This is a genomic window from Methyloligella solikamskensis, from assembly GCF_042676065.1.
Lineage (GTDB): Bacteria > Pseudomonadota > Alphaproteobacteria > Rhizobiales > Methyloligellaceae > Methyloligella > Methyloligella solikamskensis.
The window spans coordinates 1,137,408-1,160,762 of record NZ_JBHTJO010000001.1; the positions used below are offsets into that span (position 1 = coordinate 1,137,408).

The following is a 23,355-nucleotide window of genomic DNA, read 5'->3' on the forward strand; positions in this document are numbered from 1 at the left end:
ATGATTGTGGAGGAGGCGCGAAGCATGACCAAGATCACCTATCACGTGGTCGAGCACGATGGCGGCTGGGCCTATAAGCTCGATGATGTCTATTCGGAGACGTTCCCGTCCCACGATGCGGCGCTGGGCGCGGCCAAGCGGGCGGCGGCGGAGCAGCAGCTCGGCGGCTCCACCACGGCGATCCAGTGGGAAGACGCCAACGGCAAGTGGCACGAGGAGCTGTCGCGCGGCGACGACCGGCCTCAGACCGAGGTCGAGGACGACACCTAGCAGCTGCCCAGTCTGCAGCGCGGATATCAGGGCCGGTGCGGCGATCCCGCAGCCGGCCCTTGTCATGTCTGGTGCTCTTACGCGTTCGCGCCGCCATCGACATCAAGGCTTGCGCCAGTGATGTAGCTCGCGGCCGGGCTCGCCAGGAAGACGACCGCGGCGGCCACCTCTTCCGGCCTGCCGTAGCGTCCCAGCGCGGTGAGCGCCCGCATGGCGTCGCCCATCCTGCCGTCGGCCGGGTTCATGTCGGTGTCGATGGGGCCGGGCTGGACATTGTTGACGGTGATGCCCTTGGGCCCAAAGTCGCGTGCCCAGCTTTGCGTATAGAGTTTCACCGCCGCCTTGCTCGCCGCGTAATCGGCGGTGCCGGTGAAGGGCGCGCGATCACCATAGATTGAGCCGATATTGATGATGCGGCCGCCCTCGCCCATGTGCTCCACGGCGGCATGAGCGGCGACGGCGACCCCATCGACATTGACGGCGAGGATGCGCCGGCGGTTGGCGTCTTTGTCGGTGGCGCTGCGGCCCGCGCCGACGCCGGCATTGTTCACTAGGATGTCCAGCCGGCCGAATTGCTCGGCGACCTGATCGACCAGATTCCGAACCGCTTCCGCGTCGCCCTGATCGGCCTGAAAGGTGGCGGCTCGCACGCCTTTGGCCTTTAGAGACTCGACCACGGCGTGAGCCTTTTCCTCGGAGCTCGAATAGGACAGGGCCACGTCGGCCCCTTCATCGGCGAAAGCTTCCGCGATCGCCGCGCCGATGCCGCGAGATCCGCCGGTCACCAGGGCGACTTTGCCTTCGAGGGTTTTGGCCATGAATGCTTCGCTCCTTTCGGGGCTCTTCTCTCGTTTCGATGCACAAGGTTGGTCTTGCCGCGCATATAGGAAGCGGTAACCGGTTTTGGCATGAGGGCGTTCCCAGCGAACCGTGACTCTCGCCTAAAGGTCCAAGCCGTGGCATGATTTCAGCTATGAAATTCGCGTCCTTCATCGCTGTCGCGCTTGTGAGCCTCTTCGGCGCCGCAACGGCACATGCCGAGACGAACTACGCGTCCGGTCAGCTCACCCCTTGCGTCAGCAAGGAGAAGGCGAAGGACTTCGCCACCGGTCCCGATTCTGGGCTCTCTGCGTGGGGCGCGGAGGTGGCCGGCGGGTTTGACCGCCAGAAGGCCATGGACGACTTCAAGAAGATGCAGGAAAGCCACGAGAAGCTGCTGGGCGATATGACCCCGGTGGCGGTCGCCACCTGCGCGCTCAATCTCGGGACGGACCTGTTCTATTCGATCCGCCTGCCCGCCGGCAGCCGCGACGATGCGGATAAGCTCTGCGCTAAGCTGAAGGATGGCGGCGTTCCCTGCATCGTGCGGAAGAATTAGCTCGCGCCTGCTTTGAGGCCATAGTGCCGCTTGCCCGTCATCGCCGCCCATGCTTCGTTACGCCCGGTTTTCGCAAGGGGGACGAGGATTGCAGCAAGACGCCGGCGCCAAAAAATCTGACAAGCAACTCAAGGCCATCCGCCGTCTGATCGAGACGATCGGCGATGCGCTGGAGATCGATGCGTCCGTCGAGCTCTGGGATGGGTCTACCGTGCCGCTTGGCCGGTCGGTCACGAGTCCCTTGCGCGTGACGATCGCAGCCCCCGGTGTGATCGCCTCGCTGCTGCGCCGCCCGACCCTGGACCGGCTGATCCGGCTTTATGCTAAGGGACGGATCGGGATCGAGGGCGGCACCCTGGTCGATTTCGGCGAGCAGCTGCAGGCTCAGAGTACGCGGGCGCGGCTGAAGCATCTCAGCAAGCTGGGCGTGGCGAAGATGCTGCTGCCCTTCCTGTTTGTGCCGGGCGACAAGCCGGAAGCGACCCGCGGTTACGAGGGCGACGATTCCGGCCACGGCCGCCAAAAGGAAGAGAACAAGGATTTCATCCAGTTCCACTACGACGTCTCGAACGATTTCTACCGGCTCTTCCTCGACCCGTGGATGCAGTATTCCTGCGCCTATTTCACGAGCTGGGAGGGCGGGGTCGATCAGGCGCAGGCCGACAAGATGGAGATGATCTGCCGGAAGCTGCGCCTGAAGCCGGGCGACCGGTTTCTCGATATCGGCTGCGGCTGGGGCGGGCTCGTCACTTATGCGGCGGAGAAGTACGGCGTGACCGCCCACGGCATCACGGTCTCGGAGCGGCAGCTCGATCAGGCGAAGACGCTGATCGCCGAGAAGGGCTTGGGCGACAAGGTGACGGTGGAGCTGAAGGACTACGCGGACCTCACGGGTGAGTACGACAAGATCGCTTCCATCGGCATGTACGAGCATATCGGGCTCGCCAATATCCCGGCCTATTTCGACAAGATGCGCAGCCTGCTCTCCGACGACGGGCTGTTCCTGAACCATGCCATTTCCCGGCGCGCCAAGAAGCGTGGCGGGCGGTTCGGTAAGCGCCCAGAGCACAAGGCGATCACCCGCTACATCTTCCCCGGCGGCGAGCTGGACGATATCGGCCATTCGGTGCAGGCCATGGAGCAGACCGGCTTCGAGGTGCAGGATGTGGAAGCCTGGCGGCGCCACTATGCGCGCACCACGAAGATCTGGTGCGAGCGGCTGACGGCGCGGCGCGATGAGGCGAACGAGATGGTGGGGCCGGAGCTCACCCGCATCTGGCTCGCCTATCTCGCCGGCGTGTCGCTCTCCTTCTCCCGGGGCTCCTTGCGCATCTATCAGACGCTTGCCAGCAAGCGGGCGCGGGCCGTGCCGGAGCTGCCGCCGACGCGCGCCGATCTCTATCGATAAGGCCGCACGGGACAAAGCCGAAGCAGCCGAGGAACCTGCCATGCTGACGATCTTCGAGACGGCCGATAAGGGGCTTGCGAGGCAAGAGGGAGAGCCTGCGCTCAACGACAAGGTCCTCTGGCTCGATCTCAACGATCCGACCGCCGACGAGACGCGGTGGGTCGAAGAGACGCTACAGGTCGATGTGCCGACCCGGGCGGAGCAGGCGGAGATCGAGGTCTCCAGCCGGCTTTACAAGCAGAACGGCACGGACGTGATGACCGCGACGGTGATGTATCAGGTGTTCCAGCCTCAGCCGGCGGTCACCATGATCACCTTCATGCTGACGGATAACCGGCTGATCACGCTCCGCTATGCGAACCCGCGGGCCTTCGAGATGTGCTTGGACCGGGCGCATTACGAGAGCACGCCGCCACGCAGCGGGGTGATCGTGCTGCTGTTGCTGCTCGAAGCGATCATCGACCGGACGGCTGATGCCATCGAGCGCATTCAGGGAGACGTGGACGCCCTGTCCCATACCATCTTCGAGATCCGGGGGCGGGCAGTGACCAAGCAGCGCCGCCTGGATGAGGTGCTGCAGTCGGTCGGCCAGCAGGGCGATCTCGCCTGGCGGGCCGGCGACAGCGTCCACTCCTTAGGCCGGCTAATGACCTACTTCGCCTACACGGCCAATGAGCGGAAGGTCGACAAGGTTCTGAGGACCCGCATCCGGACGGCCTCTCGCGACGTGACGTCGCTGTCGGACCACGTGAACTTCCTGACCGACAAGATCGTTTTCCTGCTGGATGCCGTGCTGGGCATGATCACCATCGAGCAGAACAATATCGCCAAGATATTCTCGGTTGCGGCGGTGATTTTTCTCCCGCCCACCATGATTGCGTCAATTTATGGGATGAATTTCGAACATATGCCGGAGCTCGATTGGTTTTTCGGTTACCCCTTCGCCTTGTGCCTCATGGTGATCTGCGCCCTAGGCTCCTATATCTACTGGAAGCGGAAGGGGTGGCTTTAGCACTGACGCGAGCACCTTTGATTTTTGGATTTTAAGAGAATGCGCTCCGTTTGCGGGTTTCGGCCCGCGGGGCGCAAAGAAAAAGGAGTTTCACGCATGACGATTCGTCGCTTCACACTTATGGCTTCCGCGGCTGCGCTTGCGGCTGCTTGGGCGATGCCGGCAGCGGCCGCCCCGGGAGCCGGCGTGTCCGTCCCCGCCGAGCGCGTCCAGAACGTGCAGAAGGTCGGCTGGTTCAGGAACCGCCGCGACGAGACCTATTACGTCGATGGCTCGGGCGAGCATGTCCGTGCGCCGGGCGCCGACGTGGACACCAACAGCCGCGGCACCCGCGTGCTTGCGCCGTTCGTCGATGTCGACACCCAGGGCAACGACGTTCGGGTGCGCGCGCCGTTCGTGAACATCATCCGCCCGAAGAATTGGGCCGACTAGTTCAGAGCCGACGCTTCATCGGTTTTCGGGAAGGGGCTCTCTGAGGAGGGCCCCTTTCTTTTGGGCATCGCATCTCTTTTTTCGCGCCGCATCCAAGCACTGGCTGCGGCGGAGTGCTGCGATTATGTCATTCCCGTTTTTTCCCGGGACGTGATAGCCAAGGGACAGACGACAAAGCGGCAAGCGAGGGAAGCCAAACGACATGCATAGTGAGGGTCTGCTTCAGATCGCGGTCTTTCTTGCAGCTGCGGCGTTCGCCGCGCCGCTCGGCCGCTGGCTGCAGATCAGCTCTGTGCTGGGATACCTGCTCGCCGGCGTTCTGATCGGGCCGTTCGGGCTCGGCCTCATCTATTCTCTCTACGACGTGGAGAACATCCTGAACTTCGCCGAGCTCGGCGTGGTGATGCTGCTGTTCCTGATCGGTCTGGAGCTGCGCCCGATCCGCCTGTGGTCCATGCGCTCGGCGATCTTCGGCTTGGGCGGCGCGCAGCTCTTCGCGACGGCGATCCTGCTCGGCGTGGCCGCTTTGCTGTTCGGGCTGGAGTTCAACGAGGCGATCTTCGTGGGGCTTGCGCTCTCCCTGTCCTCCACGGCCTTTGCCATCCAGATCCTCAACGAGAAGGGCGAGATGACCGCCCGCCACGGACGGCTCGGCTTCACGGTGCTGCTTTTCCAGGACCTGGCCGCCATCCCGCTGATCGCTCTCGTGCCGGTCTTCGCCTTCGGCGTGGGCGAAGGCTCAGGGATGGATCTGCAGGCCGCGGTGCTGGCCATCGGCACTATCATCGGCGTCGTGATCGTCGGCCGGTTCGTGCTGGCCCGGGTCTTCCGGCTGGTGGCGATGACCGATGTGCGCGAAGCCATGACGGCAACGGCGCTGCTCACGGTGGTCGGCGTCGCGCTGGTCATGGAGTCGGCGGGGCTGTCGGCGGCGCTCGGCGCGTTCATCGCCGGCGCGCTACTCGCCGATTCCGAATACCGCCATCAGATCGAAGCCGATATCGCGCCGTTCGAGGGGCTGCTGCTCGGCCTGTTCTTCCTCGCGGTCGGCATGACAGTCGACTTCAACATTCTCGCCGACCAGCCGGTCCTAATCTTCGGGATTGCGGTGGGGCTGATCGCGATCAAGGCGGCGGTGCTCTATTGCCTCGGGCGCTGGTGGGGGCTTTCGAACAGTCCTGCTCGCAGGCTGGGGCTGGTGCTGAGTCAGGGCGGTGAGTTCGGCTTCGTGCTGTTTCAGGCAGGCGCTGCCGATGGGGTGATCGATACGCCGCTCGGCAATCTTCTGACGCTGGCCGTCACGCTTTCCATGGCGGCCACACCGCTGCTCCTGCGGCTCGACGACATGATCCGTGGCTACTCCAGCGAGGAAGCGCCGGACTACGAAACGCCGCCGGAAGCGGATGGCCACGTGATCATCGCCGGGTTCGGCCGGTTTGGGCAGATCGTGGCGCGCGTGCTGCGCGCCCGGCAGATTCCCTTCACGGCGCTGGATATCAGCGTGACCCAAGTCGACTTCGTGCGCCGTTTCGGCAGCAATATCTATTACGGCGACGCGGCGCGACTCGACATCCTGCGCGCAGCCCAGGCGGACAAGGCGCGGGCCTTCGTGCTGGCCATCGACGATGTGGAAGCCTCGATCCGGGTCGCGGAAACGGTCCGTCAGAACTTTCCGGACCTCCCGATCTATGCGCGCGCCAGGAACCGGACCCATGTGCATCAGCTCATGGAGCTCGGTATCACCGATATCCAGCGCGAGACTTTCCTCTCCGCACTGGAACTGACGCGTGGCGTTCTAGCCGGGATCGGCTTGAGCTCGCGGGAGGTGAAGCGGCTTACCGAGACCTTCAAGGCTCATGACGAGCGGCGGCTCTACGACGACCGGAAATATTGGAGCGATGTCGAGAAGATGCGCGCCAATGTCATGTCCTCGGCGAAGGAGCTGGAGGAGCTGTTTGCCCAGGACATCCAAGATCTCGCCGACCAGGACGAGATCAACGATGAGAAGAAAGATGGGAAAGAATCAGCTTCGCGATCTCGGATTGATGCGTGAACGGGCTCATATGGCCGGCGCGCGGAATGATGGTCAGCTCCGCATCCGGTAGGGCGTCGGCGAGCATCTCCACCACGCTGCGGGCGGGAGCCCGGGTCTTTCCGCCGACGATCAACAGGGTCGGTGCTTCGACCTTAGCGTAATCCTCAAGGGTCGTTTCCGCCTCGATGGCCACTGTGAATTCCAACGCCACCTTCGGAATGGTCGCCGCGATGGCCCGCTTGAAGCGGTCCGGCGCCAGGAACCAGCGCAGCCGTCCGAGCCAGTAGCTCATGAAGGCCGCAGCGGCCCGGCGGTCGTCGCCGTCGGCCACGGCGGTGAGAACCCGCACGCCGAGACGATCGATCTCCTTCCATTCCGGCCGGTTCTCCTGACGCAGCAGGTGAAAGGAGACGGGCTCGATCAGGCAGAGGCTCTTGACCCGGTCGCCAAGACGGAGCGCCGCCTCTAAGGCGAGGGCCGCACCATAGGAATGGCCGACGAGATGAAGCGGGCCGTCGGCCTTCTCGGCGAGCTCAGTGAGAATGCGGACATCGCCGTCGATGGAGAAAGGGCGATGGACGGGCCAGGCGTCGGAGCGGCCATAGCCGATGAAGTCCGGCGCGATGAAATGCCAGTCATCATGGAGCTGATGGATCAGCGGCAGCCATTCCTTGTGGGAGGCGCTGGAGCAATGGCCGATCAGCACCGTAGGGCCCGCGCCTTCTTCCAGATAGGCGATCTTCAGATCGTCGAGCTGAAAGCTTTCCAGGTGCGGCGCGACCGCTTCTGTGGCCTCCGACTCCGACACGAGCAGCGGCCGGCTATTCGACCGAGGCCGGTTCGTACTGCTCGGCGGCTGCCTTCTGCACGGCTTTCTGGACCTTTTCGAAGGCGCGCACTTCGATCTGCCGGATACGCTCACGGCTGACGCCGAACTCACCGGAAAGCTCCTCCAGGGTGAGGGGATCCTCCGACAGCCGGCGCGCCTCGAAGACGCGGCGCTCGCGGTCGTTCAGACCTTCCAACGCCTGGACCAGCAGGTCGTGGCGGTTGCTCTTCTCCTCGGACTCGGCGAGCAGGGTCTCCTGGTCGGTGTTCTCGTCGACCAGCCAATCCATCCATTCGCCGCCGCCTTCCGCATCGTGGCGGATGGGTGCATTGAGAGAGGAGTCGCCGCCGAGGCGCCGGTTCATGGAAACTACGTCGTCCTCGGTCACGCCGAGGCTGGTGGCGATCTTCTTCACCTGATCGGGGCGCAGATCGCCTTCGTCGAGGGCGCGGAGCTGGCCCTTCATCTTGCGCAGATTGAAGAACAGCTTCTTCTGGGCGGCGGTGGTGCCCATCTTCACCAGGCTCCAGGAGCGCAGGATGTATTCCTGGATCGCAGCCCGGATCCACCACATGGCGTAGGTGGCGAGCCGGAAGCCTTTGTCGGGATCGAAGCGCTTCACCGCCTGCATCAGCCCGACATTGCCTTCGGAGATCACCTCGCCGGTGGGCAGGCCGTAGCCGCGATAGCCCATGGCGATACGCGCTACGAGGCGCAGGTGAGAGGTCACCAGCATATGGGCCGCGTCGCGGTCGCCATGCTCCTGCCAGCGCTTGGCGAGCATGAACTCCTGCTCCGGCTCGAGCATGGGGAACTGGCGGATCTCTTCGAGATACCGTGTCAGGCCGCCATGGGCCGAGACGCTGGGGAGCGCGCGGGTGGTCACGCTGCGCTGGGGCGCCGGGGTCTTCTCCGCAGGGCCGTCATCCTCATCCTCATCGTCATCGTCGGAGACCTCGTCGAACTCTTCGTCCAGTTCCTCTTCGAGTTCGGCGGAGGTCTCTTCCTCATCGGTCTCCGATTCCTCAGCCTCGGCACTTGCCTTCGCCTTGGTCTCCTCGGATTCAGCCGCAGCCGCCTTGGCGGTCTGCTTCTTCGTAGCCGCCGTGGTCTTCTTCGCGGCGGTCGACTTGCTCGCTGACGAGGACTTGGCAGTCGCCGGCTTCTTCGCCGTTGAAGATTTGGCCGTCGAAGATCTGGCCGTTGAAGATTTGGCGGCCGTAGATTTGGACGCAGCGGATTTCGCAGCGGTCTTCGTCGCAGGCGCTTTTTTTGTGGCCGTCGAATTCCTAGATGTCTTGCTGGCGGACTTGGTGCCGGTCTGCTTCTTCGCAGCCGGCTTGTCAGCCGTCGACGCCGCGGTCGCCGTCTTTGCGCTAGCCGACTTGGCGCGCGTGTCTTCGGTTGCTGACTCGGTCTTGGTGGAACGTGCGCGCTTGGCCTTCGATTCGGAAGCCTTCGCGCTCGACGCGGTTTTGCTTGCGCTGGCCGCTGCCTTCGTCCCTGCTTTTTCTGCAGCCATGAGAGCACTCTCCTTGCGGCCTACTCAGCCGCAATCCCGCCTCGCTCGCCCCCCGGCGGCACTAGCTATAAGGGGTTTTCCTCTAGTGTTAAAGACTACGACCTCTTCACGGTTCCTTGAAAGCCGTAATCAATTTGTCGAGATCGGCGGGGAGCTTGCTGTCGAAGGCGAGATATTGATCCGTGGTGGGATGCCGGAACGCGAGATGGGCGGCGTGGAGAGCCTGTCGATGGAGTCCCCCCGCGACGTCCGCGAGACGGTTAGGTAGTGTGCGGATCTTGGATTTAAACCCCTGCCCGTAAAGAGGGTCGCCTAGGAGCGGCGTGCCGAGATGGGCCATGTGAAGGCGCACTTGGTGGGTCCGCCCCGTCGCGAGGGTGCATTCCACCAAGCTGGCGAAGGGGGCGCCGCTCGTCTCGTCCGGCAGGGTGTACCGCTCGACCACGCGATAATGGGTCACAGCTTCGCGGGCGTCCGGGCGGTCCGGTTTCACCACGGCCATCTTGGTGCGATGGGTGGGGTGGCGGCCGATCGGAGCCGCGACGGTGCCGGCGGGTTTGGACGGTGAACCCCAGACGATCGCCAGGTAGCCCCGCTCCATATCGCCGGTCTTTCCATGGTCGGCGAACTGGGCGGCCAATGATCGATGGGCCACATCGGTCTTGGCGACGACCAGAAGCCCGCTCGTCTCTTTGTCGAGGCGATGGACGATGCCGGGCCGGGCCACCCCGCCGATGCCGGAGAGTTCTGAACCGCAATGGGCGAGCAGCGCATTCACCAGGGTACCGTCCTGGTTGCCGGCCCCGGGATGGACGACGAGGCCCGCCGGCTTATCGATGACGAGGAGCTGATCGTCCTCGTAGACGATGTCGAGCTCGATCTCTTGCGCCCTGAGGCCCGAGGGCTCGGGCGGGGGCAGGGTGAGTTCGAAGCGTTCGCCTTGTTTGACCCGGTATTTCGGGTCTCTTATCGTCTCGCCGCCGCGGCTGAGCTGGCCCTGCCGGATAAGGTCTTGGACCCGGGTCCGGCTGAGATCGGCGATCCGGGATGCGAGAAACCGGTCGAGCCGGTCGTTCTCGTCGGCGGCTTCGGCCTCAGCCTCCATAGTTTTTGGCGGTTCGGTCATGTCAGGCGATCGGCTTGTCTCGAATAGGGGGCGGGCCGGCAGAAGGAATAAGACGGATGACGAATCGCGGCGAGACGCCTCCCGATACTGATAACACGCCCATCGAAGGTTCGCCCTTCACGCCGCGCCAGGTCCGCATCCTGAAGATCGCGGTCATCGTCATGGGCGTGCTGCTGGTCGCCGGCTTCCTGCTGATCATCGCGACCATCGCTTTCCAGGCGACCCAGATGGGCGTCGAGGAAGATACGACGCCCGCCATCGAGCAGGCTTCCCCGCCGGCGGGTGAGCAGAAGACGCGCAAGGCGTTCGACGTCACCATCCCCGATGGCGCCGAGGTCGTGGATATGACCGTGGACGGCAACCGGCTGGTGCTCCATCTCAAAATCGCGGAAGGCGGTGATGTGCTGGTGATCGATTTGACGGACGGCAAGGTGATCTCGCGCATCGGGCTTCGCCCCGAATAGGCCTCGAGGCCCGCGGGCGCGACCCCTGAAATGGCCGGGAAGTTCACTTTTTAGAAGCCTCACCGTGCTATCCACAACCTAAGAGGGACGTTGCGGCGCGCACGCCCAGGCTGGCGCGGGTGCGCCGGCTTGCGTCCCCGTTAGCCCGCAATCCTCCAGCTTGGGCGGTCAAGTGATGAGCGAGCGCATCGAAGATTATGGCCTGATCGGCAACATGACGTCGGCCGCTCTGGTGAGCCGCGAAGGTTCGATCGACTGGCTCTGTCTGCCGCGCTTCGACTCGCCGGCTGTGTTCGCGCGGCTCTTGGGCGACGGCGAGAATGGCTTCTGGAAGATCGCGCCGAAGGGCAAGACGACATCGGTCACGCGCCGCTACCTGCCCGAGACGGCGGTGCTGGAGACACGGTTCGAGACCGAGAAGGGATGCGTCACGGTCACGGACTTCATGCCGCTTTGCCATGAGCCGGAGAAGGTCGACGTGGTGCGCATCGTCGAGGGCGTCTCCGGCGAGGTCGACATGACAATGGAGCTGTCCATTCGCTTCGGCTACGGCGAGGCGGTTCCGTGGGTGCAGCAGCGCGACTACGGCCTACATGCCGTGGCCGGACCCGACACGGTGGAGCTCCATACGGACCTGCCGCTGGAAGGTAAGAACATGCGGACCTTCGCCCATTTCAAGGTGAAGGCGGGGACAAGTGTTCCCATGACGCTGTCCTATCACCGGACCTTCCAGGTCCCGCAATTCGTGCCGGACCGCCAACAATGCCTGAACGAGACCGTCACTTTCTGGCGGAACTGGGTAAAGCGCGGCGATTTCAAACCGATCCCCGAGAAGTGGCGCTACGCCGTCATCCGCTCGATGATCACCTTGAAGCTCTGCACCTTCGCGCCGACGGGCGGGCTCGTGGCCGCGCCGACGACCTCGCTGCCGGAGACCCTCGGCGGGGGCCGCAACTGGGACTATCGCTTCTGCTGGCTGCGGGATTCGTCGCTCACCCTCTATGCGCTTTTGAACGGCGGCTATCGCGAGGAAGCGGCGGCCTGGCGTAAATGGCTGATGCGCGCCGTCGCCGGCGATCCGCGCCAGCTGCAGATCATGTACGGCATCGCGGGCGAACGCTCCCTGCCGGAATACGAGCTCGACTGGCTCGCCGGCTACGAGAAGAGCTCGCCGATCCGAGTGGGCAACGCGGCGGCGAAGCAGACCCAGCTCGATGTGTTCGGCGAGCTTCTCGACATGCTCCATGCGGCGCGCTGCGCCCAGTTGCCGCCCGAGGCGGAGGCCTGGGAGGTGGAGACGGTTCTCCTGGAGCATCTGGAAAAGAACTGGCAAGACCTGGGGCGCGGCATCTGGGAGGTGCGGGGCGATCCCCATGCCTTCACCCATTCGCGGATGATGTGCTGGGCAGCCTTCGACCGGGCCATCGAGAGCGCGCAGCGCTTCGACCTCAAAGGTCCGCTCGACCGCTGGCGGGAAATCCGGGACAAGATCCACGCGGAGATCTGCGAGAAGGGCTTCGACAAGGAGCTGAACAGCTTCGTGCAGTATTACGGCGGCAAGACCCTGGATGCGGCGCTTCTGCTGATGCCGCAGCTCGGTTTTCTGCCGGCGGACGATCCTCGGGTGCTCGGCACCATCGAGGCGATCGAGAAGAAGCTCCTGAAGGACGGCTTCGTGCTGCGCTATTCGACGGACAATGTGGACGACGGCGTGGGCGGCCGCGAAGGCGCGTTTCTCGCCTGCAGCTATTGGCTGGCCGATGCCTATACCCTGGCGGGCCGCAAGGAGGATGCCGAGGCGCTGTTCGACCGGCTGCTTTCGGTGCGCAACGATCTGGGGCTTCTGTCGGAAGAATACGATCCGGTTGCCAAGCGGCTGGTCGGGAATTTCCCGCAAGCCTTCTCCCATCTCGGACTGATCAACTCCGCCTATAACCTCTGCGAGAGGGGCGGACCGGCCCAGCAACGGGCGGGTAAGGACGGGCCGCCTGCGGATGGCCACGAATAGCGCTTGATCGGGGGTGGCCTAAGCCACTATAGGTGTCGCTTCCTGCATCGCAGGCCCTCGACGCCCCGTTCGTCTAGAGGCCTAGGACGCCGGCCTCTCACGCCGGAAACAGGGGTTCGATTCCCCTACGGGGCGCCATTTTCTCCCAGGGTTTTCTCCACTGCTTCTTTGCGATCCCTTGCGCACGTCTTTTCCGTGCGGGGGCGGCATCGCCCGCGTCTGGCGGCAGAGTGAGATCGAGCCGGCGAGCTAGAGTCTTCCCGCTATACGGATGCCCGGGCCGACCCAGCGGCGTCCTCGTCCGCAGATCTCTGTGGGGAGGCAGTGGCGATGCGCTGGCGATACTCTTGGGGGCTCATGCCGGTGGCGTTGCGGAAGGCGCGGGCGAAATGCGCCGAATCCGAATAGCCGAGCGCTTCGGAAATTGCAGTGACGGTCGCGTCCGTATTGCGTAGCAGCTCCGAGGCGCGCTTGTTTCGCATGGCATTGGAGAGGCTGCGGAAGTCGGTTCCTTCCCGGTTGAGCTCGCGCTGCAGGGTCCGAACGCTCGTATTGATCGATCGTGCAGCGCTCTCGATGGAGACCTGGCCCGCCAGAACCTGAGACCATATCTGCTGAAGAACGATGTCTTGCAGCCCGGTCAGGTTGAGGCACTCAACGCGCGCCCGCGCGAGATCTTCCGGTGTGATCAGCCTACGGGCGGCGTGATGTGCGGGGCCGTTGTTCAGCCGGTGGGACTCCACACAGACCGAAACGGTCGGTGCATCGAACACGACCGGGCACTGAAAAATGTCCTCGAAAATCTCCGGATGGCGCGGTTTCGGGATGTCGAGCTCGATGCGGACCGGACGCCAGTGACTGGGCAGGAACATCCTGCAGATGCTGAGGACTGCGCCGGCCGAGCCGCAAGCGACGTGCTGATATCCCGGCTGTCCCTTCGCAGCGCTGGCGTAGCTCACGCGCGCAACGTCATCGGCGACCACGACCGAGAACACATCCCCTTTGCTATGAAATCCGACCGTCGCGATTGCTCGCTGCAGTGCCTCGCCGAGCGTGACGGCCCCGAGGATATATTCTCCCCAGCAGCCGTAATTCGCGATGGACAGGAACGGGGCCACCGTCAGACCGAAGAATTCTTCGCCGGCGAGTTTTGCGACGGCTTCCCCGAAGGTGGTCATGGTGATGTGGGGGATGAAGCAATCCTGATCCTCGATCGCTTCGATATCCAGGAGGGCGGCTTGGTTGGCGCGCCGGAGCACGCTTTCGCCGAATGCGTCGCGGACGAAAGCAGGGATGCCCGCCAACGCTGCCACACAGAGCAGGGACGTCGAGCCCAGCGGCGATACGGTCGAAAGTTTCCTGGCCGTTGGCGCAAAATGGCTGGTCGGCTGCATCCGCTCATGGTCCCTAGCCACCGCAGCACAACCGCTGGTTCCACGACGGAAGCAAGATTCCATTCCCGTCGAGCGTGCTGCTTTGCACCAATAATCTAGATCAGGGAGTGCCCAATGACTAGCAGAGTCCAAGTCGGCGTTGCCGTCGTGGCTGCCTTCACCGTCGCTCTTCTCGGGATAGCAGCATCTATGGCCGCCGAGACCAAGAAAGCCGATTTTCTGTTTGTCCAGAGTGCCGACAGCATGAGTTTCGACCCCGACTCTAAGAGACTTACGCTCAAGGGGGTTAGCCCGGTGACAGTATTTTTCACCGATCGTCCAGAGCGTATTGCGGGTAATATGAAGACGACCAGGTTCGTGCCGTTCTGGAGTGAGGGGGACGACAGCTTCAAGTCCGACCCGCCCAACGCCGATGTCTCCATCCTGGAGGGTAATGAGCTGAAGCAGACTGTGGTTGAGCTGCAGGATCCGACGCTCGATGGCGACAACCTCAGCTATACGGTCAAGGTGATCAAAGGCGAGATGCCGGAAGCCGGGACGGAAGTCGCGGTGTTCATCGACATCATCGGCCGGCCCCTGACGCCCCTGTCCTATGCAGGCGTCGCCCGCCGTACCTACCGCCGCGCCGTCTTGTACTAGGCCATGCCACCAACAGGAGGAAACGTCATGCTTGGTATCGACTACACATTCCGGGCGCTCCGAAACGCGGTCGCGCCCGCCGTCATTGCGGTCGCCATCATCTCAGGCGCCATGACCGTCACCCCGGCGAAGGCCCTGACCCAGGACGACGCCAACGCCATTGCGACGGAAGCCTATCTCTATCTCTATTCCCTCGTGACCATGGACCTGACCCGTCTGCAGTCGACGAATGTCGACAAGGTCGGCGACTTCAAGGGACCGGCAAACGTGTTCGTGAACGTTCCTGCCTATCCCACAGCCGAGATGAAAACCGTGGTGCGGCCGAACTTCGACACGCTGTATTCGTCTGCGTGGCTGGATCTCACCGATGGGCCGCTGGTCGTTTCGGTGCCCGATACGGGCGGGCGCTATTATCTAATGCCCATTCTCGACATGTGGACCGACGTGTTCGTCTCGCCGGGCTGGCGGACCACGGGGACGGGCGCGCAGACCTATCTGATTGCGCCGCCCGGCTGGCGGCCCGATCTGCGAGACAACCTGGCCGAGAAGCTGGAACTGCCGGAAGGGACTCTGCGTATCGATGCGCCGACGCCCTACGCTTGGATCATCGGCCGCATCAAGACCGACGGTCCTTCGGACTACGACGCCGTCCACAAGATCCAAGACGCGTTGACGCTGAAGCCTCTGTCCGAGATGCGCAATAAGGACTGGAAGCCCAGCCCGGCGAAGATCGATCCCGACGTCGACATGAAGACCCCGCCGAAGATCCAGGTCGACACGATGTCCGGCGATGCTTTCTTCACCTACGCAGCCGAGCTGCTGAAGCTGCATCCGCCGCACTTCACCGATCAGGCGATCCTGTCTCGCATGGAGCGTCTCGGTATCGAGCGGGGCGAGAGCTTCGACTTCGAGGACGCCGATCCCGTGGTCAAGAAGGCTATCGAGCAAGCGCCGAAAGCGGCCCAAGAGCTGATGGCTTGGAAGACTCCGCGGCTGGCCGAGGTCGAGAACCAGTGGTCGATGAACACCGATACGATGGGCGTCTATGGGAACTACTATCTCAAGCGCGCCATCGTCACCCAGGTCGGTCTGGGTGCAAATCAGCCGGAAGATGCCATCTATCCGCTGAACATCGGCGACAAGGATGGCAAGCCGCTCGACGGCGCCAATAATTACACCATCCATTTCGACAAGGACGAAATCCCGCCTGCGGACGCCTTCTGGTCCATCACGCTCTATGGCCCGAAGGGGTATCAGGTCGAGAATTCACTTAACCGGTTCGCGGTTTCCAGCTGGATGCCGTTTGCGTTCAACGAGGACGGCTCTCTCGACCTGTACTTCCAGAACGAGAGTCCGGGCAAGGACAAGGAAGCGAACTGGCTGCCGGCACCGAAAGGGCCGTTCAACCTGACCATGCGCCTCTATGCACCGAAATCGGCGGCGCTGACGGGCAAGTGGAATCCTCCGCCAGTGACCAAGGCCGAATAGCCTGCAATGACGACGGGGTGCTGCTTTGAAACAGGCAGCACCCCATTTTGCTCTTGTCTCTATCTCGGCGAAGAAGAAAGTCGATTTGATCGCCTGGGGGCTGGAGATGGATCAGAAGCTAACCGAGCTGCGGGAGCGATGGCGCGATCCAACGCTGACCGCGCTCACCATCATGCTCTGCTTGCTGCTCTTCGTGCTCGCACCGCTGCGCGCGGAGCGGATCCCGGGCGCACAAGAAGCGGGATTCGCGCTTGTCGCCGTGTTGACGGGCGCGGTGCTTCTCCTGACAGGAAAGCGCTATGCGATCTGGGCCCTGATTGCCGCCATCCTGCTCGCAGGCTTCGCGGCGATCCACCGGCTCATACAGCCCTCCATGCTGGACGTGTATCTCGATGCCGCTGCGTGGCTGCTCCTGAGCCTCGCGCTGATTTTGGAGGTCGGGCGCACGGTGTTCGGCCCGGGGCGGGTGACCTATCACCGGGTCGTCGGCGCGGTTCTGCTCTACCTGGCGGTGGGGCTCGGCTTCGCGGCCGTCTTTGCCTTCATCGGGGCTGCGTCGGACAAGGCGTTCTCGGGCTTCGTCGTGAGCGACAGCGCGAACCTCGCCGACGTGCTGATTTATTTCAGCTTCGGTGCGTTGACGGGGATTGGGTCCGGCGACATCACCGCGCTGCACCCGATCGCGCGCAGCATCGTGCTCCTGGAAGCCATGTTCGGACAGCTCTATCCAGCCACCCTGCTGGCGCGGATCGTGACGCTTGAGATCGAGGATAGGCGGATCTAGGCGTTCGCGCGGACGATTTGCAAAGGGCGCCCATCGAGGCGTCACCTCAAACTCCGTCCGACAATTCGGTAATATCCCGAACGGGGTAGAGCGCTTCATTGCGTTCTCGGAAGCGCGCGAAGCCGGTCTATCGCATTCAAACTGAACGGTTTTTCCCATTGCGGTCTCGTTGAGATCCGTGGCGGACGGGTTCGGCCTGCGGCTTGCCCTCGGATTCGCGGTTTGAGACGATCCCGCCCGGAAGGGCACCCTCAAACGCGAAGGATTTGTTTGAATGACGGTGCAAGACACGGCGGAGATCATCGATGGGAATGCGATCGCGGCGAAGATCCGCGGCGGGCTGAAGGCGCGGGTCGACAAGCTCGTGGCGGCGGCTGGGTGGCGGCCGACACTTGCGGTGATCCGAGTCGGCGAGGATCCCGCCTCGATCGTCTATGTCGGGCGCAAGGTGCGCGCCTGCGAAGAGGCAGGGATCGATTCTCGGCAATACGTCTTTCCCGAAGACGTCAGCCAGGCGGAGGTGATCGCCACGGTGCGGGAGCTTTCTTCGGCGCCGGACGTCCACGGCATTTTGGTGCAGCTGCCCCTGCCGGAGCATATCGCCTTGGCGCCGGTGCTCGGCGCGATCAGCGTGGAGAAGGATGTCGACGGCTTCCATCTCTACAATGTCGGCGGGCTGGTGATCGGCGATACCGTCTTTCCGCCCTGCACGCCCCATGGCGTCATGCTGCTGCTGGATGCGGCAGGCGTCGACGTTTCCGGCAAGAACGCCGTGGTCGTGGGGGCCAGCAACATCGTGGGCAAACCCATGGCGCTGATGCTGATGCAGCGGGAGGCAACGGTCTCCATCTGCCACATCAAGACCCGCGACCTCGCCCAGTACACCATCCTGGCCGACATCCTCATCCTCGCGGCCGGCTGCCCGAACCTCGTGGTCGGGCCCATGGTGAAGCGCGGGGCCGTAGTGGTCGATGTGGGTATCAACCGTCTGCCCGATGGCAGGCTGGTGGGGGATTGCGACTTCGACACCGTGAAGGAGCGGGCGTCATTGCTGACGCCGGTGCCCGGCGGCGTCGGCCCCATGACCGTCACCATGCTGTTGGCCAATACGGTGAAGTCGGCAGAGCGTCATTTTCAGCGGGAAAAGGGACAGGCGGAGACGGTCGGCGAGCCCGAGCCGGCATAGGTCCGGGTTAGGCGTAGCCAGCGCCGCTACGCCAGATCTGGCTCCGACATGTGGATCTTGCCGTAGATGCCGCGGGAGAGGTTGAAGGCGCCGAAGGCGGCGAGGCCGAGGGCTGTGAGACCGAGCAGGATCCAACCATAGGGCTGCTCCTGCAGGCTGCGCAGGGCGCCGCCCAGCCCTTCGGCGTTGGACGGGTCGGACTGGTAGCCGGCGACCATGAGAAAGATCCCGATCAGCACGAAGACGATGCTGCGCGCGGCGTAACCCACTGTGCCCAGTGTGCCGAGCCAGGCGCTCGGCTCGCCGCGGAGGTCCTCGCTGAAATCTTCGTTGAAGGCTTTCCAGGCATAGCGCACGCCCACGCCTGCGATGGTGATTCCGGCGGCCGCCACCAGCCATGGGCCGAAGGGTTGGCTTAGGAGCCAGGCGGTCCAGCCCTTTGCGCCGGAATCGCCGCTGCCGCCGCTGGCAAACCCAAGGGCGAGGGTGATCGCCCACCAGCCCAGGCCGAAATAGACCAGGCCGCTGACGACGCAAATGGCGCGCTTGGTGACGGCCTTGGAGCCCGACATGTCGCCGCAATCGGCATCGGTGGTGGCCTGCAGGATGCGCCAGGCGGCGAAGAAGAGAAGCCCCACACCGACGATCCCTAGAAACACCCAGCCCATGGGCTGGGACAGGAAGGATTGCAGCGCGCCCTTGCTGCCGGTCACGTCGCCGCCGCTCCCCATAGCGGCAAGCGCGGCGAGCCCACCGACCATCAGATAGGTGAGACCGCGGGCGCTATAGCCGAGCCGCGCCATGGTCTCCAGCATGTTGCTTGGTTTCGCGTCCGAAGCGTCCATGAAGTCGTTGCCTCCCTCGGGCCGCTCGTGAAATGGCGGCCGTCAGCGAAAACAACCATGGCGTCAGGGGCAGGGTTCCGTTTGGCGCTCGTCTAGTGGCCGGTGCCGAAGATCAGGGCGATGGCCGTACCGGCGAACAGCACGCCAAAGGAGATAAGCGTCATCACCCAGACGGGCGGTTCGGGATGATGGATCACGGAGCCCGTCTCGGCCGCCATCTTCATCTTCTTCTGCATGTCGGCATCGGATGACATATCCATGCCCTCCATCGCCGGATCCTTCCTGCGCACGGTCATCATGCCGTGCTTCAGGTGGTGGACGACCAGCCAGTAGTTCATGGGGTAGGCGGCCAGCGCGCCGACCATGAGGGCCAGGGACATGCGGAACCAGAAGAGCGGCTCGGCCGGATTGTGGGAGGCTTCGTCGCCTGCGAAGGCGAGGGCCGAGACCGGAAACATGCCGCCCATGAGGCAATTCATGGAGAGCAGCTCTGAGGTGAAGGTGCCCTTCATGGCCTGCCAGTAGGAGCCGAACATGCCGCCCATGAAGAGCGCCTGGAAGATGGTCCAGCCGAAGGCGAAGCCCAGCATGTACTCCAGCACCATGTCGGCGGCCATGGGGAGCGCGACCAACGCCCCGATGACAGCGCCGACCAGGATGCCGATCCCGTCGCCGGCGGCGCAATGCATGGTGGAGCCGAGCGCTTGGCGCCAACGGGCGGCGACGTATTTCTCGTGCAGGCCGGGCAGGGGCTCCCGGCAGCCCAGCACGTAGAGGAAGGCGCCGAAGGGGCCGGAATAGACGGTGAAGAGGACGAAGGCCCATTTCATCACCGGTTTCTCCGGCGTGGTGCGGATGTCGATGGCGACGAACACGACCGAAAGCGCCGTCAGGATGAACCAGAGCAGCATGACGCCGTCGATAAGCATGAAACGTCCCCTCGGTGCCGCCCGCTTTCGGGGCCGAAGGGAAGAAGACTAGCGCAATTATGTTGCTGCAACCTTGCGGTGTGAGACTGCGCCTAGTCCTTCAGCTGGATCCAGACGGGGGCGTGGTCGGACGACTTCTCCCAGCTTCGCGCGTCCCGGTCGACGCCGGCGGCTTTGAGGCGCTTGGCGAGGGCGGGGCTCAGGAGAAAGTGGTCAATGCGAAGACCGGCATCGCGCTGAAACGCGTTCCGCCAGTATTTCCAGAAGGTGTAGATGCGCTCTTTCGGGTGGAGCTTCCTGATGGCGTCGGTCCAGCCTTGGTCGCGCAAGTTCGCAAACGCTTCGCGCACCTCGGGCCGGAAGAGGGCGTCGTCCTCCCAGCGTTCCGGCGCGTAGACGTCGAGCTCGGTCGGCATGACGTTGAAGTCACCGGCGAGCACGACTGGTGCGCCGGACTCCAGCAAGTCCTTGGCGTGGGCTGTCAGCCGCTCGAACCATTTCAGCTTGTAGTCGAATTTCGGCCCCGGTGCCGGGTTGCCGTTGGGCAGATAGAGGCAGGCGACGAGGATGCCGTCGATGGCCGCCTCGATATAGCGGCTCTGATCGTCTTTGGGATCGCCGGGAAGCGCGCGTGCGGTCTCCACCGGTTCAGCGCCACGGCTCAGGATCGCGACGCCGTTCCAGCGCGGCTGTCCGTACCAGATGGCGTGATAGCCGGCCTTTTCAATGGCCTCCTCCGGGAACTTGTCCTGGGGCGCCTTCAGCTCCTGCAGGCAGACGATGTTGGGCTTTGATTCCTTCAGCCAGCGGAGCAGGATCGGGAGCCGCCCATTGATGCCGTTGACGTTGAAGGTGGCGATCTTCATTCGGCCTTGGGCGAGGGCTTGTTGTCTTTGCCGTCCTTCGCCGTGTCCGCTTCCGGCCAGGGCAGGATGGGGACGACGCTCACCGCGTTGGCCGGCGAGCCGTCGATGATCTTCGAGCTCACCGCGAGATAGACGATCGAGTTATGGGCGACGTCGGGGATGCGGTAGATGCGCGTCTTCTTGAAGAAGATGCTGGTCTTCGAGGTGAAGGCCTGCTCGCGCTCCGGCAGCTTGGAGATGTCGACATCGATGGGGCCGAGCTGGCGGCAGGCGACGGAGAAGTTGGACGGGTCCTCGTTGAGGCCGAAGGGCTGGCCCCAGCCGCCTTTGCGAGCTTGCGAGATGAAGCAGGCGACGCCCGGCACATCCGGGTCCTCGAAGCTGGAGACGCAGACCTTGTCATCGGGCGAGAAGAACCGCCAGGTGGTGTCGACGCATTCGAGATCGTCGGCCCGGGCATGGCCGGCCGCCAACAGGGTGCAGATCAGGCTTGCGCAAAACGCGACCGCAACACCGAGACGTTTCATTCTTTCCTCCTCGCTCACTTCCGCGCCTCGGAGGTAAGGCCGAAGCCGGATGGCGGCAATAAAAAAGGCCGGCGCGCATCAAACGCACCGGCCTTTGTCGTTTCTGGTCCGATCCTTACTGCGCTTGGGCAGAGCGGATCAGCGGGGTGATCCGCCGGACCGTCACGCGGCGGTTGCGCCGTTCAGGCCCTTCGGTCGGCACCTCCAGATACTCCTCGCCATAGCCTTGGGTCACCAGGTTCTCCGGCGGGATGCCGTAATAGTCGGAGAGCACGATGGCCACCGACTCGGCCCGCCGGTCGGATAGGGCAAGGTTGTAGAGATCGGGTCCCGTGGCGTCCGTGTGGCCTTCGATCATGAAGACCTCGTCCGGGTTCTCCTCCAGGATCTCGTTGAGGATATCGGCGAGATATTCGATCTCCGGCACCTGGCTCTCCTCGATCACGGAGGAGTCCGTGTCGAAGGTCACGGTGCTGATATCGACCCGCGGCATGCGCTCGCGGATGCGCGGATATTCCCGCACCTCCTCGAGCGTATAGGTCCGGGGCAGGCGCTCCACGGGCTGGGCCATGAGGGCGTCGTAGATCCGGTCGCGAGACGCGTCGCCGTAATCCACCACGTACTGGTCGCGCGGGCCGGCATACTGCACGGGGCCAAGCACGACCGGCGGGGGCGGACCGCGACGGACGTCGTCGATCAGGATGATCTCCTGGCCGTTGGGATAGCGGCGCGTCCGGGTCAGGATATAGCCGTCGGGGGCGCGCACGGTGATGATCTCCGTGCCGTCGGGCCGGCGATAGATCTCGCGGGTCCGGCCGCCGGACAGGCGCTCCGTGTAGCCGTCGCCATAGACGTTAAAGCGCTCCCGGTCGTTGCCGTAGACATAGACCCGGCCGTCATCCTCGACGAACTGGCGCTGGCCGTTGTCGAACAGGACGGGTGCGGTCGCACCGATCACCGCACCGATGGCGAGACCCGTCAGCATGTCCTTGCTGGAGAACTCATCCCGGTCCGGACCGCGGCGATAGCGATGGTCATCACGGTGCCAGTCCCTCCGATAGTCGCTGTAGCGCGGGGGATGACGTTTGTCCCGGTCACGGTGCCGCCGTTCGACCTCGCGGCGGTCGCGATCCCGGTCGCCCGTGCGCGAGCCCTGACGATTGCGATCGCCATCCCGGGTTCCGGTGCGAGATCCGTCACGGGATCCATCGCGAGTCCCCTGACGCGTGCGGTCGCCATCGCGGCTTCCGTCACGGCTGCGCTGGGGGCTGATGGATTGCTGCTGGGTCGCGGAAGGCTTGCTCTGCTGCCTCTGCTGCGTCCTCTGAGCGTCCTTCGCGGCCGGCTTCTGGCCGGCCTTCTTCGGCTGGGACTTGTTCGGCTGAGACTCGGCGTCCGGCTTCACCGGCGCGGGCGCAGGTTCAGCGGTCTCCGCCTCGGGCTTCTCCGGCGCGGGCTTGGGCTCTTCCTTAGCCGGCTCGGGAATAGGTTCGGGCTTCGGCTCAGGCTCAGGCTTGGGCTCTTCTTTGACCGGCTCGGGAATAGGCTCGGGCTTCGGTTCAGGCTTGGGCTCTTCCTTGGCCGGCTCCGGAATAGGGGCAGGTTCAGGCTTGGCGTCTTCAGTAGCCGGAGCCAATGAGGGCGCCACCTGCTGCACGGAGCGCTGGGGCTTTGGTACAGGCTTCGGTTTGGGTTTTGCCTCGGCCTTCGGCTTTGGAGCCGGCTTGGGCTTTGGTTTGACCTCTGCCTTCGGCTTCGGAGCCGGTTTCGGCTTGGCTTCCGCCTTGGACTTCGGGGCCGGCTGGGGCTTTGGCTTCGCCTGCGCCTTGGGCTTGGGAGCCGGCTGAGGCTTCTGCTTTGCCTGAGGCTTGGCTTGCGGCTTGGGGGCCGGCTGTGGCTTATCGGCCTTCTTCTTCGGCTGGCTCTGCTGGTTCAGCTTTTTCCTGGCCTCGGCAGGGTCGCCATCGAGCTGGGCAAGGCGCAGCAGATCGTCACGGCGCACATCGTCATTTCTGGTCGCGGCGATCCCTCCGGCAGCAAGCGCTGCAGGGGCGAGCAACAGGCTCGCGAAGGCCACGAGAGATAGTCTCATGAAATACATGGGGTTTCCTCATTGGGGGGCGTAACCCTCGGCAAATGCCCCCGATCGAGCCGGTGAGTCTTTGCACCGGACTTTGACTAAAATTCGAGTGAGGCGGGGAAGGTTCCTGAGT

The 23,355-nt window shown here is 63.9% G+C and carries 22 protein-coding genes and 1 tRNA gene; 13 read left to right on the forward strand and 10 right to left on the reverse strand.

The annotated features are described in order from the left end of the window. Positions 1 to 24 precede the first annotated feature (24 nt). Positions 25 to 270 carry a DUF2188 domain-containing protein gene (locus tag ACFQ2F_RS05520; protein WP_379086900.1) on the forward strand — a complete coding sequence of 82 codons (246 nt, stop codon included), beginning with the start codon at positions 25 to 27 and terminating at the stop codon, positions 268 to 270. A 77-nt stretch (positions 271 to 347) separates the two neighbouring features. On the opposite strand, the gene ACFQ2F_RS05525 is transcribed toward ACFQ2F_RS05520, so the two are convergent. Next, a complete protein-coding gene (locus ACFQ2F_RS05525; protein ID WP_379086903.1) occupies positions 348 to 1,088 on the reverse strand; it encodes an SDR family NAD(P)-dependent oxidoreductase in 741 nt (246 codons plus the stop codon). 155 nt (positions 1,089 to 1,243) lie between these two features. Between ACFQ2F_RS05525 and ACFQ2F_RS05530 the strand changes: the two genes are divergently transcribed. The 5 genes from ACFQ2F_RS05530 (at position 1,244) to ACFQ2F_RS05550 (ending at position 6,553) form a co-directional block, all read left to right on the forward strand. Then, positions 1,244 to 1,648 (forward strand): SPOR domain-containing protein, encoded by a 405-nt coding sequence (locus ACFQ2F_RS05530; protein WP_379086906.1) that lies wholly within the window; start codon positions 1,244 to 1,246, stop codon positions 1,646 to 1,648. Positions 1,649 to 1,736: 88 nt separating this feature from the next. Beyond that, the gene (locus tag ACFQ2F_RS05535; RefSeq protein ID WP_379086912.1) at positions 1,737 to 3,056 is read left to right on the forward strand and encodes a class I SAM-dependent methyltransferase; all 1,320 of its coding nucleotides are present in this window, start codon (positions 1,737 to 1,739) and stop codon (positions 3,054 to 3,056) included. Between the two features lie 40 nt (positions 3,057 to 3,096). Further along, complete coding sequence (locus tag ACFQ2F_RS05540) at positions 3,097 to 4,068, forward strand: magnesium transporter CorA family protein (RefSeq protein WP_379086916.1); 972 nt, start codon at positions 3,097 to 3,099, stop codon at positions 4,066 to 4,068. 96 nt (positions 4,069 to 4,164) lie between these two features. Continuing rightward, entirely contained in the window at positions 4,165 to 4,500 is a 336-nt protein-coding gene (locus ACFQ2F_RS05545; protein WP_379086919.1) for a hypothetical protein, read from the forward strand. A gap of 202 nt (positions 4,501 to 4,702) precedes the next feature. After that, positions 4,703 to 6,553 (forward strand): monovalent cation:proton antiporter-2 (CPA2) family protein, encoded by a 1,851-nt coding sequence (locus tag ACFQ2F_RS05550; RefSeq protein ID WP_379086922.1) that lies wholly within the window; start codon positions 4,703 to 4,705, stop codon positions 6,551 to 6,553. On the opposite strand, the gene ACFQ2F_RS05555 is transcribed toward ACFQ2F_RS05550, so the two are convergent. The 3 genes from ACFQ2F_RS05555 to ACFQ2F_RS05565 all read right to left on the reverse strand — a co-directional run bounded on the left by ACFQ2F_RS05555 (position 6,495) and on the right by ACFQ2F_RS05565 (position 10,012). Continuing rightward, a complete protein-coding gene (locus tag ACFQ2F_RS05555; RefSeq protein ID WP_379086925.1) occupies positions 6,495 to 7,343 on the reverse strand; it encodes an alpha/beta fold hydrolase in 849 nt (282 codons plus the stop codon). The genes ACFQ2F_RS05550 and ACFQ2F_RS05555 overlap by 59 nt on opposite strands. A gap of 13 nt (positions 7,344 to 7,356) precedes the next feature. Continuing rightward, complete coding sequence (rpoH, locus tag ACFQ2F_RS05560) at positions 7,357 to 8,250, reverse strand: RNA polymerase sigma factor RpoH (RefSeq protein ID WP_379090604.1); 894 nt, start codon at positions 8,248 to 8,250, stop codon at positions 7,357 to 7,359. Between the two features lie 742 nt (positions 8,251 to 8,992). Further along, on the reverse strand, positions 8,993 to 10,012 hold the full coding sequence (locus tag ACFQ2F_RS05565; RefSeq protein ID WP_379086928.1) for an RluA family pseudouridine synthase: 1,020 nt from the start codon (positions 10,010 to 10,012) through the stop codon (positions 8,993 to 8,995). Between the two features lie 56 nt (positions 10,013 to 10,068). Here ACFQ2F_RS05565 and ACFQ2F_RS05570 point away from each other — a divergent pair, with 56 nt between their 5' ends. From ACFQ2F_RS05570 to ACFQ2F_RS05580, 3 genes are all read left to right on the forward strand, one after another. Then, positions 10,069 to 10,476: a hypothetical protein gene (locus ACFQ2F_RS05570; protein WP_379086931.1), complete on the forward strand. Its 408-nt coding sequence runs from the start codon at positions 10,069 to 10,071 to the stop codon at positions 10,474 to 10,476. 175 nt (positions 10,477 to 10,651) lie between these two features. Then, entirely contained in the window at positions 10,652 to 12,484 is a 1,833-nt protein-coding gene (locus ACFQ2F_RS05575) for a glycoside hydrolase family 15 protein (RefSeq protein ID WP_379086934.1), read from the forward strand. A gap of 62 nt (positions 12,485 to 12,546) precedes the next feature. Further along, positions 12,547 to 12,622 (forward strand) — tRNA-Glu (locus ACFQ2F_RS05580). Between the two features lie 125 nt (positions 12,623 to 12,747). Here ACFQ2F_RS05580 and ACFQ2F_RS05585 read toward each other — a convergent pair. Further along, positions 12,748 to 14,010, reverse strand: coding sequence for an AraC family transcriptional regulator (locus tag ACFQ2F_RS05585; protein ID WP_379086937.1), 1,263 nt, complete (start codon positions 14,008 to 14,010; stop codon positions 12,748 to 12,750). A gap of 207 nt (positions 14,011 to 14,217) precedes the next feature. Between ACFQ2F_RS05585 and ACFQ2F_RS05590 the strand changes: the two genes are divergently transcribed. The 4 genes from ACFQ2F_RS05590 to folD all read left to right on the forward strand — a co-directional run bounded on the left by ACFQ2F_RS05590 (position 14,218) and on the right by folD (position 17,975). Further along, positions 14,218 to 14,517, forward strand: coding sequence for a hypothetical protein (locus ACFQ2F_RS05590; protein ID WP_379086940.1), 300 nt, complete (start codon positions 14,218 to 14,220; stop codon positions 14,515 to 14,517). A 27-nt stretch (positions 14,518 to 14,544) separates the two neighbouring features. Next, entirely contained in the window at positions 14,545 to 16,005 is a 1,461-nt protein-coding gene (locus tag ACFQ2F_RS05595) for a DUF1254 domain-containing protein (RefSeq protein ID WP_379086945.1), read from the forward strand. 106 nt (positions 16,006 to 16,111) lie between these two features. After that, positions 16,112 to 16,789: an ion channel gene (locus ACFQ2F_RS05600; RefSeq protein ID WP_379086948.1), complete on the forward strand. Its 678-nt coding sequence runs from the start codon at positions 16,112 to 16,114 to the stop codon at positions 16,787 to 16,789. Between the two features lie 274 nt (positions 16,790 to 17,063). Further along, positions 17,064 to 17,975 carry a bifunctional methylenetetrahydrofolate dehydrogenase/methenyltetrahydrofolate cyclohydrolase FolD gene (gene folD, locus ACFQ2F_RS05605; protein WP_379086951.1) on the forward strand — a complete coding sequence of 304 codons (912 nt, stop codon included), beginning with the start codon at positions 17,064 to 17,066 and terminating at the stop codon, positions 17,973 to 17,975. A gap of 26 nt (positions 17,976 to 18,001) precedes the next feature. On the opposite strand, the gene ACFQ2F_RS05610 is transcribed toward folD, so the two are convergent. From ACFQ2F_RS05610 to ACFQ2F_RS05630, 5 genes are all read right to left on the reverse strand, one after another. After that, on the reverse strand, positions 18,002 to 18,820 hold the full coding sequence (locus ACFQ2F_RS05610; RefSeq protein ID WP_379086954.1) for a DUF1206 domain-containing protein: 819 nt from the start codon (positions 18,818 to 18,820) through the stop codon (positions 18,002 to 18,004). Positions 18,821 to 18,912: 92 nt separating this feature from the next. After that, the gene (locus ACFQ2F_RS05615; RefSeq protein ID WP_379086957.1) at positions 18,913 to 19,749 is read right to left on the reverse strand and encodes a DUF4396 domain-containing protein; all 837 of its coding nucleotides are present in this window, start codon (positions 19,747 to 19,749) and stop codon (positions 18,913 to 18,915) included. 92 nt (positions 19,750 to 19,841) lie between these two features. Then, positions 19,842 to 20,615 (reverse strand): exodeoxyribonuclease III, encoded by a 774-nt coding sequence (xth, locus tag ACFQ2F_RS05620; RefSeq protein ID WP_379086960.1) that lies wholly within the window; start codon positions 20,613 to 20,615, stop codon positions 19,842 to 19,844. Then, positions 20,612 to 21,142 carry a CreA family protein gene (locus ACFQ2F_RS05625; RefSeq protein WP_379086962.1) on the reverse strand — a complete coding sequence of 177 codons (531 nt, stop codon included), beginning with the start codon at positions 21,140 to 21,142 and terminating at the stop codon, positions 20,612 to 20,614. The genes xth and ACFQ2F_RS05625 overlap by 4 nt, the downstream gene beginning before the upstream one ends. A gap of 115 nt (positions 21,143 to 21,257) precedes the next feature. After that, complete coding sequence (locus tag ACFQ2F_RS05630) at positions 21,258 to 23,234, reverse strand: OmpA family protein (RefSeq protein WP_379086965.1); 1,977 nt, start codon at positions 23,232 to 23,234, stop codon at positions 21,258 to 21,260. Positions 23,235 to 23,355: the final 121 nt, after the last annotated feature.

Coding starts and splice junctions, on each gene's coding strand:
- ACFQ2F_RS05590 (WP_379086940.1), top strand. CDS start 14,218: ATGAAGACGACCAGGTTCGTGCCGTTCTGGAGTGAGGGGGACGACAGC.
- ACFQ2F_RS05630 (WP_379086965.1), bottom strand. CDS start 23,234: ATGAGACTATCTCTCGTGGCCTTCGCGAGCCTGTTGCTCGCCCCTGCA.
- ACFQ2F_RS05525 (WP_379086903.1), bottom strand. CDS start 1,088: ATGGCCAAAACCCTCGAAGGCAAAGTCGCCCTGGTGACCGGCGGATCT.
- ACFQ2F_RS05545 (WP_379086919.1), top strand. CDS start 4,165: ATGACGATTCGTCGCTTCACACTTATGGCTTCCGCGGCTGCGCTTGCG.
- ACFQ2F_RS05615 (WP_379086957.1), bottom strand. CDS start 19,749: ATGCTTATCGACGGCGTCATGCTGCTCTGGTTCATCCTGACGGCGCTT.
- ACFQ2F_RS05610 (WP_379086954.1), bottom strand. CDS start 18,820: ATGGACGCTTCGGACGCGAAACCAAGCAACATGCTGGAGACCATGGCG.
- ACFQ2F_RS05595 (WP_379086945.1), top strand. CDS start 14,545: ATGCTTGGTATCGACTACACATTCCGGGCGCTCCGAAACGCGGTCGCG.
- xth (WP_379086960.1), bottom strand. CDS start 20,615: ATGAAGATCGCCACCTTCAACGTCAACGGCATCAATGGGCGGCTCCCG.
- ACFQ2F_RS05565 (WP_379086928.1), bottom strand. CDS start 10,012: ATGACCGAACCGCCAAAAACTATGGAGGCTGAGGCCGAAGCCGCCGAC.
- ACFQ2F_RS05575 (WP_379086934.1), top strand. CDS start 10,652: ATGAGCGAGCGCATCGAAGATTATGGCCTGATCGGCAACATGACGTCG.
- ACFQ2F_RS05520 (WP_379086900.1), top strand. CDS start 25: ATGACCAAGATCACCTATCACGTGGTCGAGCACGATGGCGGCTGGGCC.
- folD (WP_379086951.1), top strand. CDS start 17,064: ATGACGGTGCAAGACACGGCGGAGATCATCGATGGGAATGCGATCGCG.
- ACFQ2F_RS05550 (WP_379086922.1), top strand. CDS start 4,703: ATGCATAGTGAGGGTCTGCTTCAGATCGCGGTCTTTCTTGCAGCTGCG.
- ACFQ2F_RS05540 (WP_379086916.1), top strand. CDS start 3,097: ATGCTGACGATCTTCGAGACGGCCGATAAGGGGCTTGCGAGGCAAGAG.
- ACFQ2F_RS05600 (WP_379086948.1), top strand. CDS start 16,112: ATGGATCAGAAGCTAACCGAGCTGCGGGAGCGATGGCGCGATCCAACG.
- ACFQ2F_RS05570 (WP_379086931.1), top strand. CDS start 10,069: ATGACGAATCGCGGCGAGACGCCTCCCGATACTGATAACACGCCCATC.
- ACFQ2F_RS05530 (WP_379086906.1), top strand. CDS start 1,244: ATGAAATTCGCGTCCTTCATCGCTGTCGCGCTTGTGAGCCTCTTCGGC.
- ACFQ2F_RS05625 (WP_379086962.1), bottom strand. CDS start 21,142: ATGAAACGTCTCGGTGTTGCGGTCGCGTTTTGCGCAAGCCTGATCTGC.